We start from the raw sequence: 13,770 nt of genomic DNA, 5'->3' as shown, positions 1-13,770 counted from the left end.
CGGACCCCATGAAACGCCAGCCACTCGACGACAGCTTCAAGGTCAATCGCAACCCCGTTACTCTGCGCGAAATCGTGCTGGATAAACTGCGTAGCGCGATCATGAATTTCCAGCTCATGCCCGGCGATCGTCTGGTCGAACGCGATCTGTGCGATCGCCTGGGCGTTAGCCGCACATCGGTTCGCGAAGCCCTGCGTCACCTCGAATCCGAAGGTCTGGTCGAGTTCGCCGATGCGAAAGGCCCGCGCGTGGCGATCATCACCCTCGCCGATGCCGTCGATATCTACGAGTTGCGTTGTGTGCTGGAAGGTTTGATCGTGCAGTTGTTCACCCTGCGCGCCAAAGCCAAGGACATCAAAGCCCTGGAAAAAGCCCTCGACGAGAACCGCAAGGCGCTCAAGGACGGCGAACTGCAACAGGTGATCGACTCGGTGCAAGGTTTCTACGACGTGCTGCTCGAAGGCTCGGGCAACCACGTGGCGGCGACTCAGTTGCGTCAGTTGCAGGCACGCATCAGCTACCTGCGTGCGACTTCGGTGTCGCAGGAAAACCGGCGCGGCGCGAGTAATCAGGAAATGGAGAAAATGGTCGAAGCGATCAAGAGCGGTGATCCGCTGGTGGCGCATCAGGCCTGTGTTGATCACGTTCGCGCTGCCGCTGCGGTAGCGCTCGACTATCTCAAGCGCAAGCAGGAAGAGACCGGCGCAACCCCGGCCATGACCCTGCCGATCGCGCTGAAAGAACCCCGTATAGGTCACTGATATGTTCAGCCCGAGCTATTGCCCGAAATGCGGTGGCCCTGACCTCGGTCAGCAAATACCCTCGGGTGATACGCACGAGCGCCTGATGTGCCGTGGCTGCGGCTACATCCACTACGTCAATCCGAAGATCATCGCCGGCTGCATCATCGAGCAGGATGGCAAATACCTGCTGTGCCAACGGGCGATTCCCCCGCGCCCGGGCACCTGGACGCTGCCGGCCGGGTTCATGGAAAGCGGCGAAACCACCGAGCAAGCGGCGATCCGTGAAGTATGGGAAGAAAGCGGCGTGCGTGCGGAAATCGTCTCGCCATATTCGATTTTCAGCGTGCCGAAGATCAGCGAGGTGTACATCATCTTCCGTGCGATCGCGCTGGAGATCACCGGGCAGTACGGGCCGGAGACCATGGATTACAAGTTCTTCGCGCCTGAAGACATTCCGTGGGAGCAAATTTATTACCCGGCGATCCGGCAGATTCTCGAGCGCTATATCGAAGAGCGTCAGGCTGGGGTGTATGGGATTTACATGGGCAATGATGACAGCGGCAAGATCCACTTTATCCGCTGATCTCATCCCCCTTGCCGGTGCCCCATCTGATCGTTCCCACGCTCCGCGTGGGAATGCAGCCCGGGACGCTCCGCGTCCCTTTCACAGCCGAACGCGGAGCGTCCGAAGAGGCATTCCCACGCGGAGCGTGGGAACGATCAATACCGTAGGCTTCAGAGTGGGGCAATGCCTTCAACGATGATGATCTCCGCCCTCGCCCATTCCTCGCGATAACTCTTCGCTTCCTGGTACGCCGCCGAGTGGTAGCACGCCACAGCCTTCTCATAGCTCTCGAACTCGATCACCACGCTGCGCTGCGGCGTCTTGCGCCCTTCCATCGCTTCGTTGCGCCCGCCCCTCGCCAGAAATTTCGCGCCGAATTCGGCGAACGCCGCCGGCGCGCGCTGGGTGTATTGGCTGTAATGATCGGCATCGGCTATATCCACGTGAGCAATCCAGTACGCCTTCATAGTGACCTCTTTGTTGATTTTGTATTATGGTATACCAATATATTTCCAACGAACCCTGAGAGTCCAGCATGGCCTTCAACAGCATCGAAGAAATCATCGAAGATTATCGTCTCGGCAAAATGGTCTTGCTGGTCGATGACGAAGACCGCGAAAACGAAGGCGACCTGCTGCTGGCCGCCGACCGTTGCACGCCTGAGGCGATCAGCTTCATGGCCCGTGAAGCACGCGGGCTGATTTGCCTGACGCTGACTGACGAACATTGCCAGCGTTTGGGCCTGGAGCAAATGGTGCCGGCCAATGGCAGCGTGTTCAGCACCGCGTTTACCGTGTCGATTGAGGCGGCGGTTGGCGTGACCACTGGCATTTCGGCGGCGGATCGCGCCTGCACCGTGGCCGCCGCCGTCGCGCCGAATGCCCGCGCTGAAGACCTGGTGCAGCCCGGCCACATCTTCCCGCTGCGCGCCAAGGAAGGAGGCGTACTGACGCGCGCCGGCCACACCGAAGCAGGCTGCGATCTGGCGCGCCTTGCTGGTTTTACCCCGGCCTCGGTGATCGTCGAGGTGATGAACGATGACGGCACCATGGCCCGTCGCCCGGATCTGGAAGTGTTTGCGCGCAAGCACGGGATCAAGATCGGCACCATCGCCGACCTGATCCACTATCGCCTGAGCACCGAACACACCATTGAACGCATTGGCGAACGTGAGCTGCCGACAGTGCATGGCACGTTCCGTTTGATCACCTTTGAGGATCGCATCGAGGGCGGCGTGCACATGGCGATGGTTATGGGTGATTTGCGCCGTGAGGAACCGACGCTGGTGCGTGTGCATGTGATCGATCCGCTGCGTGATCTGGTCGGCGCCGAATACAGCGGGCCGACGAACTGGACGCTGTGGGCGGCGCTGCAACGGGTCGCGGCTGAGGGACATGGGGTGGTTGTGGTGCTGTCCAATCATGAATCTTCGCAGGCGTTGCTGGAGCGGGTGCCGCAATTGACCCAGCCGCCGCGGCAGTTCAGTCGTTCGCAATCGCGGATTTATTCGGAGGTGGGGACTGGGGCGCAGATTTTGCAGAACCTCGGGGTGGGCAAGCTGCGTCACCTGGGCCCTCCTCTGAAATACGCTGGCCTGACCGGGTATGACCTGGAGGTGGTCGAGAGTATTCCGTTCACTGAATAAAGCTGCCCTCACCCCAGCCCTCTCCCGGAGGGAGAGGGAGCCGACCGAGTTGTTTAGTCGCTATACGCCGACCTGAGATTCCGAGTCGAACTCAGGCCTTGAACAGCATGAAGATCTGCTCCCTTTCTAATACCCAATCGAGCTCGGTTTTGAACAGCACAAAAATCGGCTCCCTTTCCAATACCGGGTCGGACTCGGTTTTGAACAGCATGAAAATCTGCTCCCTTTCCCCCTCTCCCATTGGGAGAGGGCTGGGGTGAGGGGCTGAATCTGAAATTTCTACACATCTCTCAAGTGAAAACCATCAACCGCCAGATAACCGGTAAGGCAAAGTGCTTGCACAAAGTTTGGAATACCATAATATGATATTCCATAGACCGGACACTCCAACGAACGTCCAGCTACTGCTCCCGACAGGCGGGCAACAACGCAAGCCCGCTCAAAAACACAACAATGAGGGCGTAAAAATGGTGTTGAACAAAGCTGCAACCGCGATCTTTTTTGCGGGACTGCTCAGCGTCACCGGCCAGGCTGCAATGGCTGCCGAAAGCGTGAACTTCGTCAGCTGGGGCGGAAGCACCCAGGATGCGCAGAAACAGGCCTGGGCTGATCCTTTCAGCAAGGCCAGCGGCATCACGGTCGTCCAGGACGGCCCGACCGACTACGGCAAACTCAAAGCCATGGTCGAGAGCGGCAACGTGCAATGGGACGTGGTCGATGTCGAAGCCGATTTCGCCCTGCGCGCCGCCGCTGAAGGCCTGCTCGAACCCCTCGATTTCAAAGTCATTCAGCGCGACAAGATCGACCCGCGCTTCGTCAGCGATCACGGCGTCGGCTCGTTCTTCTTCTCCTTCGTCCTCGGCTACAACGAGGGCAAACTCGGCGCCAACAAGCCGCAGGACTGGAGCGCCCTGTTCGACACCAAAACCTACCCCGGCAAACGCGCCCTGTATAAATGGCCAAGCCCTGGCGTGCTCGAACTGGCGCTGCTGGCCGACGGCGTAGCGGCCGACAAGCTCTACCCGCTGGATCTGGATCGCGCCTTCAAAAAACTCGACACCATCAAGAAAGACATCGTCTGGTGGGGCGGCGGCGCGCAGTCGCAGCAACTGCTGGCGTCCGGTGAAGCGAGCATGGGCCAATTCTGGAACGGCCGTATCCACGCCCTGCAGGAAGACGGCGCGCCAGTGGGCGTGAGCTGGAAACAGAACCTGGTCATGGCCGACATTCTGGTCATCCCTAAAGGCTCGAAAAACAAGGACGCGGCGATGAAGTTTCTGGCCGCCGCCAGCAGCGCCAAAGGCCAGGCCGACTTCTCCAACCTGACCGCCTACGCCCCGGTCAACCTCGACAGTGTGGAGCGTCTGGATTCGACGCTGGCCCCCAACCTGCCGACTGCCTACGCTAAGGATCAGATCACTCTTGATTTCGCGTACTGGGCCAAAAACGGCCAGGCCATCGCGACACGGTGGAACGAATGGCTGGTCAAATGAAAATGGCGGCCACCGCGTCCCGTCCCTCCACTGCCACCGGGAGCGCCAACGGCGCTGCCGGCTCGGCCCACGGAACACAGGCGGTTGCGATGCAGCAAGCCCCGTCCCTCAGACAACGCTGGCGCGGCGCCGGCAACCTCGCCCCGGCGTTGCTGTTCATCGGCCTGTTCTTTCTCGCGCCGTTGATTGGCCTGCTGTTGCGCGGCGTGCTCGAACCGACGCCAGGCCTTGGCAACTATGAGCAACTGTTCGCCAACTCGGCGTATGCCCGGGTGCTGCTCAACACCTTTTCGGTGGCCGGGCTGGTGACCCTGTTCAGCCTGCTGCTGGGCTTTCCGCTGGCCTGGGCGATCACCCTGGTGCCGCGTGGCTGGGGGCGCTGGATCCTCAACATCGTGCTGCTGTCGATGTGGACCAGCCTGCTCGCCCGCACCTATTCGTGGCTGGTGCTGCTGCAAGCGTCCGGCGTGATCAACAAGGCCTTGATGGCGATGGGCATCATCGATCAGCCGCTGGAAATGGTGCACAACCTGACCGGCGTGGTGATCGGCATGAGCTACATCATGATTCCGTTCATCGTACTGCCGTTGCAGGCAACCATGCAGGCCATCGACCCGATGATCCTGCAGGCCGGCTCGATCTGTGGCGCCAGCCCGTGGACCAACTTCTTCCGGGTGTTCCTGCCGCTGTGCCGGCCGGGTCTGGCCTCCGGTGGCTTGATGGTGTTCGTCATGTCGCTCGGTTACTACGTGACCCCGGCGCTGCTCGGCGGGGCGCAGAACATGATGCTGCCGGAGTTCATCATTCAGCAGGTGCAATCGTTCCTCAACTGGGGCCTGGCCAGTGCTGGCGCCGCGTTGCTGATCGCGATCACTTTGGTGCTGTTCTACTTCTACCTGAAGCTTCAGCCGGAATCCCCGGTTGGCGCCAGTAACGCGAGGTAAGCCGACATGCTCCTGACCCCAAATGCGATGAGCCGGCGCATGCGCTTCGGCTTGTATGCAACCACCGGGCTAATCGGTCTGTTCCTGCTGTTGCCGATCGTGTTTATCGTGCTGCTGTCGTTCGGCTCCTCGCAGTGGCTGGTATTCCCGCCGCCGGGCTGGACGCTGAAATGGTACGGCCAGTTCTTCTCCAACCCGGACTGGATGAACGCCGCTGCCGCCAGCCTCAAGGTTGCTGTGCTGACGACGATCTGCGCCGTGGCCCTCGGTCTGCCGACTGCGTTTGCGCTGGTGCGCGGACGTTTTCCCGGCCGGGAAATGCTCTACGGCCTGTTCACCCTGCCGATGATCGTGCCGCTGGTGATCATCGCCGTGGCGGTGTACGCGCTGTTCCTCAAGCTCGGCTACACCGGGACCATGTTCGCCTTCGTCGTCAGCCATGTGATCGTCGCGCTGCCGTTCACCATCATCTCGATCATCAACTCGCTGAAGCTGTTCGATCAGTCGATTGAAGACGCCGCGGTGATCTGCGGTGCCTCACGCCTGCAAGCGGTGTTCAAGGTGACGTTCCCGGCGATTCGCCCGGGCATGGTCGCCGGCGCCCTCTTCGCCTTCCTCGTTTCGTGGGACGAAGTGGTACTCAGCGTGATGATGGCCAGCCCGACCTTGCAAACCCTTCCCGTGAAAATGTGGACCACTTTGCGCCAGGACCTGACGCCAGTGATCGCCGTCGCTTCGACGCTGCTGATCGGCTTGTCTGTTTTGGTCATGGTCATCGCCGCCGCGCTGCGCCGGCGCAACGAAATCAGCGCCTGAGCGCCAGGAGTACGACATGAGTGCCGTGATCAAAGACGCTTCCCAGCAGAACGACAAACCTCTCGTCAGCCTGCGCAACCTGAACAAGCATTACGGCGACTTTGCTGCCGTGGACAACATCTCGCTGGATATCAAGGACGGCGAGTTCCTGACCTTCCTCGGCTCCAGCGGCTCGGGCAAGAGTACGACGCTGTCGATGCTCGCCGGGTTTGAAACGCCGAGCAGTGGCGAGATCCTCGTCAACGGTCAGTCGCTGGTGAATGTGCCTCCGCACAAGCGTGATATCGGCATGGTGTTTCAGCGCTATTCGCTGTTCCCGCATCTGTCGGTGCGCGACAACATTGCGTTTCCTCTAGCAATTCGCAAACTGGCGGCGGCTGAACGCGACAAGCGTGTCGATGCAATGTTGAAACTGGTGCAGCTTGAGCAGTTCGCCCATCGCCGCCCTTCGCAACTGTCTGGCGGCCAGCAGCAACGTGTCGCCATTGCCCGGGCGCTGGTTTACGAGCCGCGCATTCTGTTGATGGACGAACCGCTCGGTGCGCTGGATAAAAAGCTGCGCGAGGATTTGCAGGATGAATTGCGCCAACTGCATCGGCGCTTGGGCATCACTATTGTTTACGTGACCCACGACCAGGAAGAAGCCATGCGTTTGTCTCAGCGCATCGCGATTTTCAGTCACGGCAAGATTGTTGGTTTGGGCAGCGGGTATGACCTTTATCAGAATCCGCCGAATGCGTTTGTGGCGTCGTTTCTGGGCAATTCGAACTTCCTCAAGCTCAAGGCGCAGGGCAATGCAGCGGCGAGTTTTGAGGGGCAGTCGTTGTCGATTCGCCTGACCGCTGGGTTGCACACCGATCAGGATGTGTTGCTGATGGTGCGGCCGGAAAAGGCACTGGCGTTGAGCGTCGCGCAGGCGATCAGCGAACCGTTGCCGTCGGGTTGGAACGAGGTCTCAGCGAAGGTTGTGGAAGTGCTGTTTCTGGGTGAGAGCCAGACTTGCAGCGTGGTTACTTCGGGCGGGACTTCGATGACGGTGAAGGCTTTGTCCGCCGCCGGCATGCCGCTCAAGGCCGGGGATCCAGTGCAGGTGCGCTGGGCTACGGCTGATGCTTGCGTGTATACCGAATGGACTGAAAGCGACCTGAACAAGGCTGCCGGCGCTCACTGATAGCGTGTTGTCTGTGGGATCTACCCCCTCACCCCAGCCCTCTCCCCCAAGGGGGGCGAGGGGGAAAGGGAGCAGATCGGGGGCTTTTCAGGACCTGAGTTCGACTCAGGACTTTCAAGTCGATGTATAACGCCAAAACAACCCGGTCAGTCCCCTCTCCCTCTGGGAGAGGGCTAGGGTGAGGGAACCAGTCAACACGGTCTCAGGTAATGGCGCGGTAGCCTTCAATCTCATCCGGCCACGCCGTAAGAATTTCAAACCCGGTTTCCGTCACCGCAACCATATGCTCCCACTGCGCCGACAACGACCCATCCTTGGTCAGCACCGTCCAGCCATCCGGCATGTTCTTCACATGACGTTTGCCGGCATTGAGCATCGGTTCAACGGTAAAAATCATCCCCGCCTTCAACTTCATGCCCTGATCGGGAAAGCCGTAATGCAGAATCTGCGGCTCATCGTGGTAGACCTTGCCGATCCCGTGTCCGCAATACTCGCGCACCACGCTGAAGCCTTCCTTCTCCGCCAGGCTCTGGATCGCGTGGCCGATGTCGCCCAACGTTGCGCCCGGTTTAACTACGCGAATACCCGCGCACATGGCGTCATAGGTAGTCTTGATCAGATGCTGCGCTTCAGGTGTTGCCTCGCCGACCACGTACATGCGGCTGGTATCACCGAACCAGCCATCCTTGATCACCGCGATGTCGAGATTGACGATATCGCCATCCTTCAGCGGTGTGCCCGACGGGATGCCGTGGCAGACCACATCGTTGACCGACGCGCAGACGGTTTTCGGAAAACCGTGATAACCGACATTGGCCGGCACGGCTTTCTGCACGTTGACGATGTAGTCGTTGCACAGTTTGTCGAGTTGATCAGTGGTGACGCCCGCCTTGACGTGCGGCACCAGCATCGCCAGTACTTCGGCGGCGAGTTTGCCGGCAGCGCGCGATTGAGCGATGTCGGCCGGGGTGTTGATCTTGATCTGGTTTCTCATGCGCTGACGGCTTCCTGAGTCAGTTGTTGCAGATCCAGCCCGCCGTTCTGTTCGGCGCGGATCAGCAAGCGGCAAATGGCGCTGTGGTCGAGGTTGGGGTGCAGTTCGGCGAGCATGCCGATGCGCATCCAGTGCTCGGCCTGCGCGTTGATCGAGCGGCTGAGGGCGTTGCTGGAGATACGCAGGTTCTCGTGCATGTCCTCTGAAATCTTTACGATGCCCATATATGAATCCGATACGATATGTATATGGATCGTATATTAGCCAAGCATCCACCAAAATTGCAAACACACACGCTGATCGTTCCCACGCTCCTGCGTGGGAATGCAGCCCGTGACGCTCCGCGTCACTGGACGCGGAGCGTCCCTAGAGGCATTACCACGCGGAGCGTGGGAACGATCAGTTCGCGGCATTGCCAAATCGCGGGCAAAAAAAAGCTGCCAAATTCGGCAGCAAAAACTTTAAGAACACGCGATGTATTGGCCTCAGCATAGACGCCGGATAATGACAGTGTCATGACAGCCGCAAATTCATTCAACCGACCCTGCCCCGTCATCAGGATGTCATCAAGATCACGGCAGAATCCTCGCAAACCGTCTTGAGCCTCGCGACGGATGCTCTGCAAGGATTCCCATGAAAGACGACGCCTCGCTGTTTGCCGCCATCGACCTGGGTTCGAACGCCTTTCGCCTGATGATCGGCCAGTCGGTGCGCAGTCGAAAGGGCCTGCAGATTCAGGAAGTGAAAACCCTGCGTGAACCGGTGCGGCTTGCCGAAGGCTTTGATGGCGGTGCGCTGGATGCACTGGCACTGGATCGCGGCTGGCAGGCATTGGCGCGGTTCGGCAAGAAACTGCGCGGTTTCGAGGCCGGCCGGGTGCGTGCGGTGGCGACCAGTGCGGTGCGTGAAGCGGATAACGCGCAGCTGTTTCTGGCCAGTGCCGAGCGGCATCTGGGCTTTCCCATCGACGTCATTTGCGGCCATGAAGAGGCGCGGCTGGTCTACGCCGGCGTAACTCACGCCTTGCCCAGCGCCGACGACCTGCGCCTGGTGGTCGACATCGGCGGAGGCTCCACCGAGCTGATCCTCGGCCAGGGCTCACAACCCTTGTTAACCGAAAGCATCGCCATCGGCAGCGGCACCTTGAGCACGCGATTCTTTCGCGGCGGTGATGTGTCCGCCGGCGCGCTACAGGAGGCCGAACGCTTCGCCATCCTGCAGTTTGAACACGTCGCCAAGCGCTATCGCGCGCAAGGCTGGCAGCAGACCATCGGCTCTTCCGGCACCGCACGCATGCTGGCCAAAGTGCTCAAGGCCAATCGCCTCAACGACTTCGGCCAGGACGGCATCACCTACGGCGGACTGCTGCGCCTGTCGCTGCTGCTGTTGAAGGTGAACAACGTGCAACAGCTCAAGCTCGCCGGCCTGCAACCACACCGCCAGAGCATTTTGCCCGGCGGTCTGGTGCTGATGCTGGCGGCGTTCAAGGTGTTCGGCATCGCGCAAATGCTGCCCTCCGAACCGGGCCTGCGTTTAGGCGTCTTGCACGGTTTGATGAGCCAGCACTAATCCTCGCCGCAACAGATTCGTCTCCCCTTCAGCGGCTTGATCGACTACCATGCCGCCGCTGGTTCCCGAACGGGACTAATAGGGAATCCGGGGTGCTTGCACAGCATTGACCGGAACTGCCCCCGCAACTGTAGGTGCCGAGCCTGCTCCACGACTGCCACTGGGTGAATCCCGGGAAGGCCGGAGCCAGGCGATGACGCATCAGTCAGGAGACCTGCCGGCACAGTGATTACTAACCGGCGGGGTGTCCGGGAAGGACATCGTGCCGTGTACTTCTGCTTTTGATGACCGGCCTTGCGCAGTTTCCCTGACCGCGTTCGATGGTGTGTTTCCGATCCGTACTCTCCCGCTCCCCGTACGGTTCCCCAGGAGACTGCCCCATGCTGCTGCCCCGCATCGCCACCCTCATCACCGGCCTGAGCCTTGGCGCCTTGGCGCAAGCGGCACCGACGGTCTATCCGCTGACGGTCGAAAACTGCGGCAGCACCCTGACCTTCCAGCACGCCCCGACGCGCACGGTGACCATCGGCCAGGCCGGCACGGAAATGCTCTACGCCATGGGCCTGGGCGATAAAGTCGTCGGCACCTCACTGTGGTTCAACAATGTGCTGGCCAAGTACAAGCCGCAGGACGACAAGATCGAACGCCTGGCCGACAACGAACCGAGTTTCGAGTCGGTGATCGGCAAGAGCCCGGAACTGGTCGCCGTGGAGCTGGAATGGATGGTCGGCCCGCAAGGCGCGGTCGGCACCCGTGAGCAATTTCATGAATTGAAGATTCCGACCTACCTGCTGCCCTCCGATTGCGAAGCCAAGGACAACCTCGTCGGCGCCGATGGCACGCGACTGGCGCCGTTTCGCATCGAGACGATTTACAAAAGCGTGAGCCAACTGGCGCAAATCTTTGATGTGCAGGAGCGTGGCCAGCGGCTCAACGACGAACTCAAGGCCAGCCTCGCCAAGTCGATTGCCACCGCCCAAGGTAAACAACTGAAGGACGCCAGCGCGCTGGTGTGGTTCTCCAGTGCACAAATGGACATCGAGCCATTTGTGGCCGGGCACAAAGGCGTTCCCGATTTCATGCTCAGCACCCTCGGCGTGCGTAACGTGGTGGAGTCCGATGAGGAGTGGCCAACGGTCGGCTGGGAAACCATCGCCAAAGCCAATCCGACCTTCCTCGTCATCGCGCGCATGGACCGTCGGCGCTTCCCCGCTGACGACTATGAAAAGAAACTCGCCTTCCTGCGCAGCGACCCGGTGACGCGCAACATGGACGCGGTGAAACACAACCGCATCATCATTCTCGACGCCATGGCCATGCAGGCAAGCCTGCGCATGTTCGACGGCATCGAGCAACTGGCCACGGCCATCAACGGCTATGACCTGTCGCGATGAGTGCCAGCCTGATCCGTACGTTGCTGGCCCTGGCGACGCTGTTGATTGCAGTGGTTGCGGGCGTGGCCATCGGTGAAACCTCGATTGAACCGGGTGTGGTCGTGCAAGTGCTGGCGAACAAGTTGTGGAACGCCGGTTACGCGCTCGACCCGATCGATGAAGGCATCGTCTGGAACTACCGCCTGACCCGCGCACTGGTCGCGGCCGCGTGCGGTGCGGGTCTGGCGACGTGCGGGGTGATTTTGCAGTCGCTGCTGCGTAATCCGTTGGCCGATCCCTACTTGCTGGGGATTTCTGCCGGCGCCTCGACCGGGGCGGTGATGGTCGCGCTGCTTGGCGTTGGCGCGGGGATGATCTCATTGTCAGTCGGTGCCTTCGCCGGCGCCGTCACGGCGTTCGTGCTGGTGATTCTGCTGGCGCGAGTCAGCGGTTCGGCCAGCGGCACCGGGCAGATCATTCTTGCCGGGATCGCCGGTTCGCAGTTATTCAATGCCCTGACGGCGTTTCTGATTACTCGTTCGGCCAGCTCCGAACAGGCGCGCGGCATCATGTTCTGGCTGCTGGGCAATCTCGGTGGCGTGCGCTGGCCATCGGTATGGCTGGCAGTGCCGGTTGCCGTGCTGGGACTGGTTGTGTGTCTGTGGCATCGGCGGGCGCTGGATGCGTTTACCTTTGGCGCGGATTCGGCGGCATCCCTCGGCATTCCGGTGCGACGGGTGCAGATTTTGCTGATTGGTTGTGCGGCGCTGGTGACGGCGGTGATGGTGTCGATTGTCGGTTCAATCGGCTTTGTCGGGCTGGTGATTCCCCACGCCGCGCGGCTGTTGCTCGGTATGGGTCATGCGCGATTGCTGCCGGCCAGTGCCTTGGGCGGTGCGGTGTTTTTGATTGCTGCTGATGTGCTGTCGCGCACGCTGATCAAGGGTCAGGTGATTCCGGTCGGGGTGATTACCGCGCTGGTCGGTGCGCCGGTGTTCGCCTTGATTCTGGTTGGCCGCAGGTCCGCGCGATGAACAGTGTTCTGAGTTGTTCTGGTCTGAGCTTCAAGGTACGCGGCGCCGAGTTGCTCAACGGTGTCAGCCTTGACGTCCGGCGCGGCGAAACCTTGGGTATCGTCGGGCCAAATGGCTCGGGCAAATCCACCCTGTTGAAGTTGCTGGCAGGGCTGCGTGAACCGAGCGCTGGCGAGGTGCTGCTTGAAGGTCAGCGCTTGGGCAAAATGGCCCGGCGCAGCATTGCGCAGAAGCTGGCGGTGGTCGAACAACAGGCCGACACCGACGACGGCATTCGCGTGTTCGATGCCGTGGCGTTGGGCCGCACGCCGTGGTTGTCGGCGCTGCAACCGTGGTCGGCGGCGGACGATGCCATCGTCGAGCAGGCGCTCACCGACGTTGACGCGACGCACCTGCGCACGCGTCTCTGGCGCAGCCTGTCGGGTGGTGAGCGGCAGCGAGTGCATATCGCTCGCGCCCTGGCGCAGCGACCGCAGATTCTGTTGCTGGACGAGCCGGCCAACCACCTCGACATTCAGCATCAACTGACCATTCTCAACGTGGTGCAGGCGTTGCCGGTGACCACGTTGATCGCGCTGCATGATCTTAATCAGGCGTTGAAGTGTGATCGTCTGGCGGTGCTGGAGCGCGGGCGGCTGGTGGCGTTGGGCGCGCCGCTGGAAGTGCTGACACCGCAGCGGTTACAGGAGACGTTCGGGGTCAGGGCGCATTACCTGACGGACCCGTTCGATGGGGCGCAGATTCTCCGGTTTCACTCATGAGATTGTGCATGTGGGTTGTTTGCCAGACCGGGTCAGCGTCGACATCGATAATCTCGAAGCCTTGGCGCTGCCAGAACGCGATGGCGCCCGGCAGAAATGGATGAGTATGCAGGTAGATCACTTCAACTCCGTCGGCGAGTGCCAGGTCTTTGAGTGATCGATACAGCGCACCGGCCAGGCCTGAGCGGCGCTGTGATGGCAGGACAAACAGACGGACGATTTCCACCACTTTAAGGTCCGGATAGAGCAAGTGCGGGAAGCGTCGGTCGTAAGGGAGATAGCCGATTGAGGCGACAATCTGCCCTTCGTGACGAGCGATCAGAAAGCGCCCTGCCCCACGCAGATAAGCCTCGGCAAAACGCGCCAGATCGTCGGGCATGCCGGTCGCGCTGAGCTTGGGAAAAAGCTCGGCGCGGGCGCTTAGAACAAAATCCAGCACCTCGGGAATGTCTGCGTCGGACACGGTTTGGATAACGGGTTGATCACTCATGTAGCGGCAAATACCTAGGATGCGGCTGGGCACAGTAGCAACAGCTTTTCAGCGATGCCATGAGAATTCCCGTTTCTGAAAATACATACACAACCCCTGTAGGAGTGAGCCTGCTCGCGATAGCGGTGTGTCAGTCACCGATGATTTGACTGACACACCGCTATCGCGAGCA

16 protein-coding genes and 1 riboswitch are annotated in these 13,770 nt (G+C 60.6%); of the genes, 11 read left to right on the top strand and 5 right to left on the bottom strand.

The features are described from left to right. Window positions 1-8: 8 nt before the first annotated feature. Window positions 9-761, top strand: coding sequence for a GntR family transcriptional regulator (locus tag ACZZ0A_RS08950; RefSeq protein WP_007918001.1), 753 nt, complete (start codon window positions 9-11; stop codon window positions 759-761). 1 nt (window position 762) lies between these two features. Further along, window positions 763-1,326 carry an NUDIX hydrolase gene (locus ACZZ0A_RS08945; protein ID WP_463542889.1) on the top strand — a complete coding sequence of 188 codons (564 nt, stop codon included), beginning with the start codon at window positions 763-765 and terminating at the stop codon, window positions 1,324-1,326. Window positions 1,327-1,478: 152 nt separating this feature from the next. Here the strand turns inward: ACZZ0A_RS08945 and ACZZ0A_RS08940 are convergent, their stop codons facing one another. Continuing rightward, on the bottom strand, window positions 1,479-1,775 hold the full coding sequence (locus ACZZ0A_RS08940) for a DUF1330 domain-containing protein (protein WP_463542888.1): 297 nt from the start codon (window positions 1,773-1,775) through the stop codon (window positions 1,479-1,481). Between the two features lie 68 nt (window positions 1,776-1,843). Between ACZZ0A_RS08940 and ribBA the strand changes: the two genes are divergently transcribed. From ribBA to ACZZ0A_RS08915, 5 genes are all read left to right on the top strand, one after another. Next, entirely contained in the window at window positions 1,844-2,953 is a 1,110-nt protein-coding gene (gene ribBA, locus ACZZ0A_RS08935) for a bifunctional 3,4-dihydroxy-2-butanone-4-phosphate synthase/GTP cyclohydrolase II (protein WP_463542887.1), read from the top strand. Between the two features lie 467 nt (window positions 2,954-3,420). Next, window positions 3,421-4,446, top strand: a complete 1,026-nt coding sequence (locus ACZZ0A_RS08930) for an ABC transporter substrate-binding protein (RefSeq protein ID WP_007918009.1) — start codon at window positions 3,421-3,423, stop codon at window positions 4,444-4,446. Beyond that, window positions 4,443-5,390 carry an ABC transporter permease gene (locus tag ACZZ0A_RS08925; RefSeq protein ID WP_038368077.1) on the top strand — a complete coding sequence of 316 codons (948 nt, stop codon included), beginning with the start codon at window positions 4,443-4,445 and terminating at the stop codon, window positions 5,388-5,390. The genes ACZZ0A_RS08930 and ACZZ0A_RS08925 overlap by 4 nt, the downstream gene beginning before the upstream one ends. Window positions 5,391-5,396: 6 nt before the next feature. Further along, entirely contained in the window at window positions 5,397-6,206 is an 810-nt protein-coding gene (locus ACZZ0A_RS08920) for an ABC transporter permease (RefSeq protein WP_007918021.1), read from the top strand. Between the two features lie 16 nt (window positions 6,207-6,222). Then, on the top strand, window positions 6,223-7,377 hold the full coding sequence (locus tag ACZZ0A_RS08915) for an ABC transporter ATP-binding protein (RefSeq protein WP_095050091.1): 1,155 nt from the start codon (window positions 6,223-6,225) through the stop codon (window positions 7,375-7,377). A gap of 202 nt (window positions 7,378-7,579) precedes the next feature. On the opposite strand, the gene map is transcribed toward ACZZ0A_RS08915, so the two are convergent. From map to ACZZ0A_RS08900, 3 genes are all read right to left on the bottom strand, one after another. Beyond that, window positions 7,580-8,371, bottom strand: coding sequence for a type I methionyl aminopeptidase (map, locus tag ACZZ0A_RS08910; protein WP_463542886.1), 792 nt, complete (start codon window positions 8,369-8,371; stop codon window positions 7,580-7,582). Further along, window positions 8,368-8,595: a ParD-like family protein gene (locus ACZZ0A_RS08905; RefSeq protein WP_007918027.1), complete on the bottom strand. Its 228-nt coding sequence runs from the start codon at window positions 8,593-8,595 to the stop codon at window positions 8,368-8,370. Before ACZZ0A_RS08905 ends, map begins: the two co-directional genes overlap by 4 nt. 122 nt (window positions 8,596-8,717) lie before the next feature. Beyond that, a complete protein-coding gene (locus ACZZ0A_RS08900; protein ID WP_463542885.1) occupies window positions 8,718-8,996 on the bottom strand; it encodes a hypothetical protein in 279 nt (92 codons plus the stop codon). Between the two features lie 8 nt (window positions 8,997-9,004). Here ACZZ0A_RS08900 and ACZZ0A_RS08895 point away from each other — a divergent pair, with 8 nt between their 5' ends. The 4 genes from ACZZ0A_RS08895 to ACZZ0A_RS08880 all read left to right on the top strand — a co-directional run bounded on the left by ACZZ0A_RS08895 (window position 9,005) and on the right by ACZZ0A_RS08880 (window position 13,108). Beyond that, window positions 9,005-9,940, top strand: coding sequence for a Ppx/GppA family phosphatase (locus tag ACZZ0A_RS08895; RefSeq protein WP_095111471.1), 936 nt, complete (start codon window positions 9,005-9,007; stop codon window positions 9,938-9,940). A gap of 42 nt (window positions 9,941-9,982) precedes the next feature. Beyond that, a riboswitch (cobalamin riboswitch) is annotated at window positions 9,983-10,176 on the top strand. A gap of 144 nt (window positions 10,177-10,320) precedes the next feature. After that, the gene (locus ACZZ0A_RS08890) at window positions 10,321-11,334 is read left to right on the top strand and encodes an ABC transporter substrate-binding protein (protein WP_463542884.1); all 1,014 of its coding nucleotides are present in this window, start codon (window positions 10,321-10,323) and stop codon (window positions 11,332-11,334) included. An 8-nt stretch (window positions 11,335-11,342) separates the two neighbouring features. Continuing rightward, window positions 11,343-12,347, top strand: coding sequence for a FecCD family ABC transporter permease (locus tag ACZZ0A_RS08885; protein ID WP_463544083.1), 1,005 nt, complete (start codon window positions 11,343-11,345; stop codon window positions 12,345-12,347). Further along, the gene (locus ACZZ0A_RS08880; protein WP_463542883.1) at window positions 12,344-13,108 is read left to right on the top strand and encodes an ABC transporter ATP-binding protein; all 765 of its coding nucleotides are present in this window, start codon (window positions 12,344-12,346) and stop codon (window positions 13,106-13,108) included. The genes ACZZ0A_RS08885 and ACZZ0A_RS08880 overlap by 4 nt, the downstream gene beginning before the upstream one ends. Here ACZZ0A_RS08880 and ACZZ0A_RS08875 read toward each other — a convergent pair. Beyond that, the gene (locus ACZZ0A_RS08875) at window positions 13,047-13,598 is read right to left on the bottom strand and encodes a GNAT family N-acetyltransferase (protein WP_123374978.1); all 552 of its coding nucleotides are present in this window, start codon (window positions 13,596-13,598) and stop codon (window positions 13,047-13,049) included. The two genes, ACZZ0A_RS08880 and ACZZ0A_RS08875, sit on opposite strands and share 62 nt — an antisense overlap. Window positions 13,599-13,770: the final 172 nt, after the last annotated feature.

It is taken from the genome of Pseudomonas sp. AC242 (genome assembly GCF_979258655.1).
The sequence above is the reverse complement of the archived record's forward strand: the minus strand, read 5'-3'. Positions and strand labels throughout refer to the sequence as shown.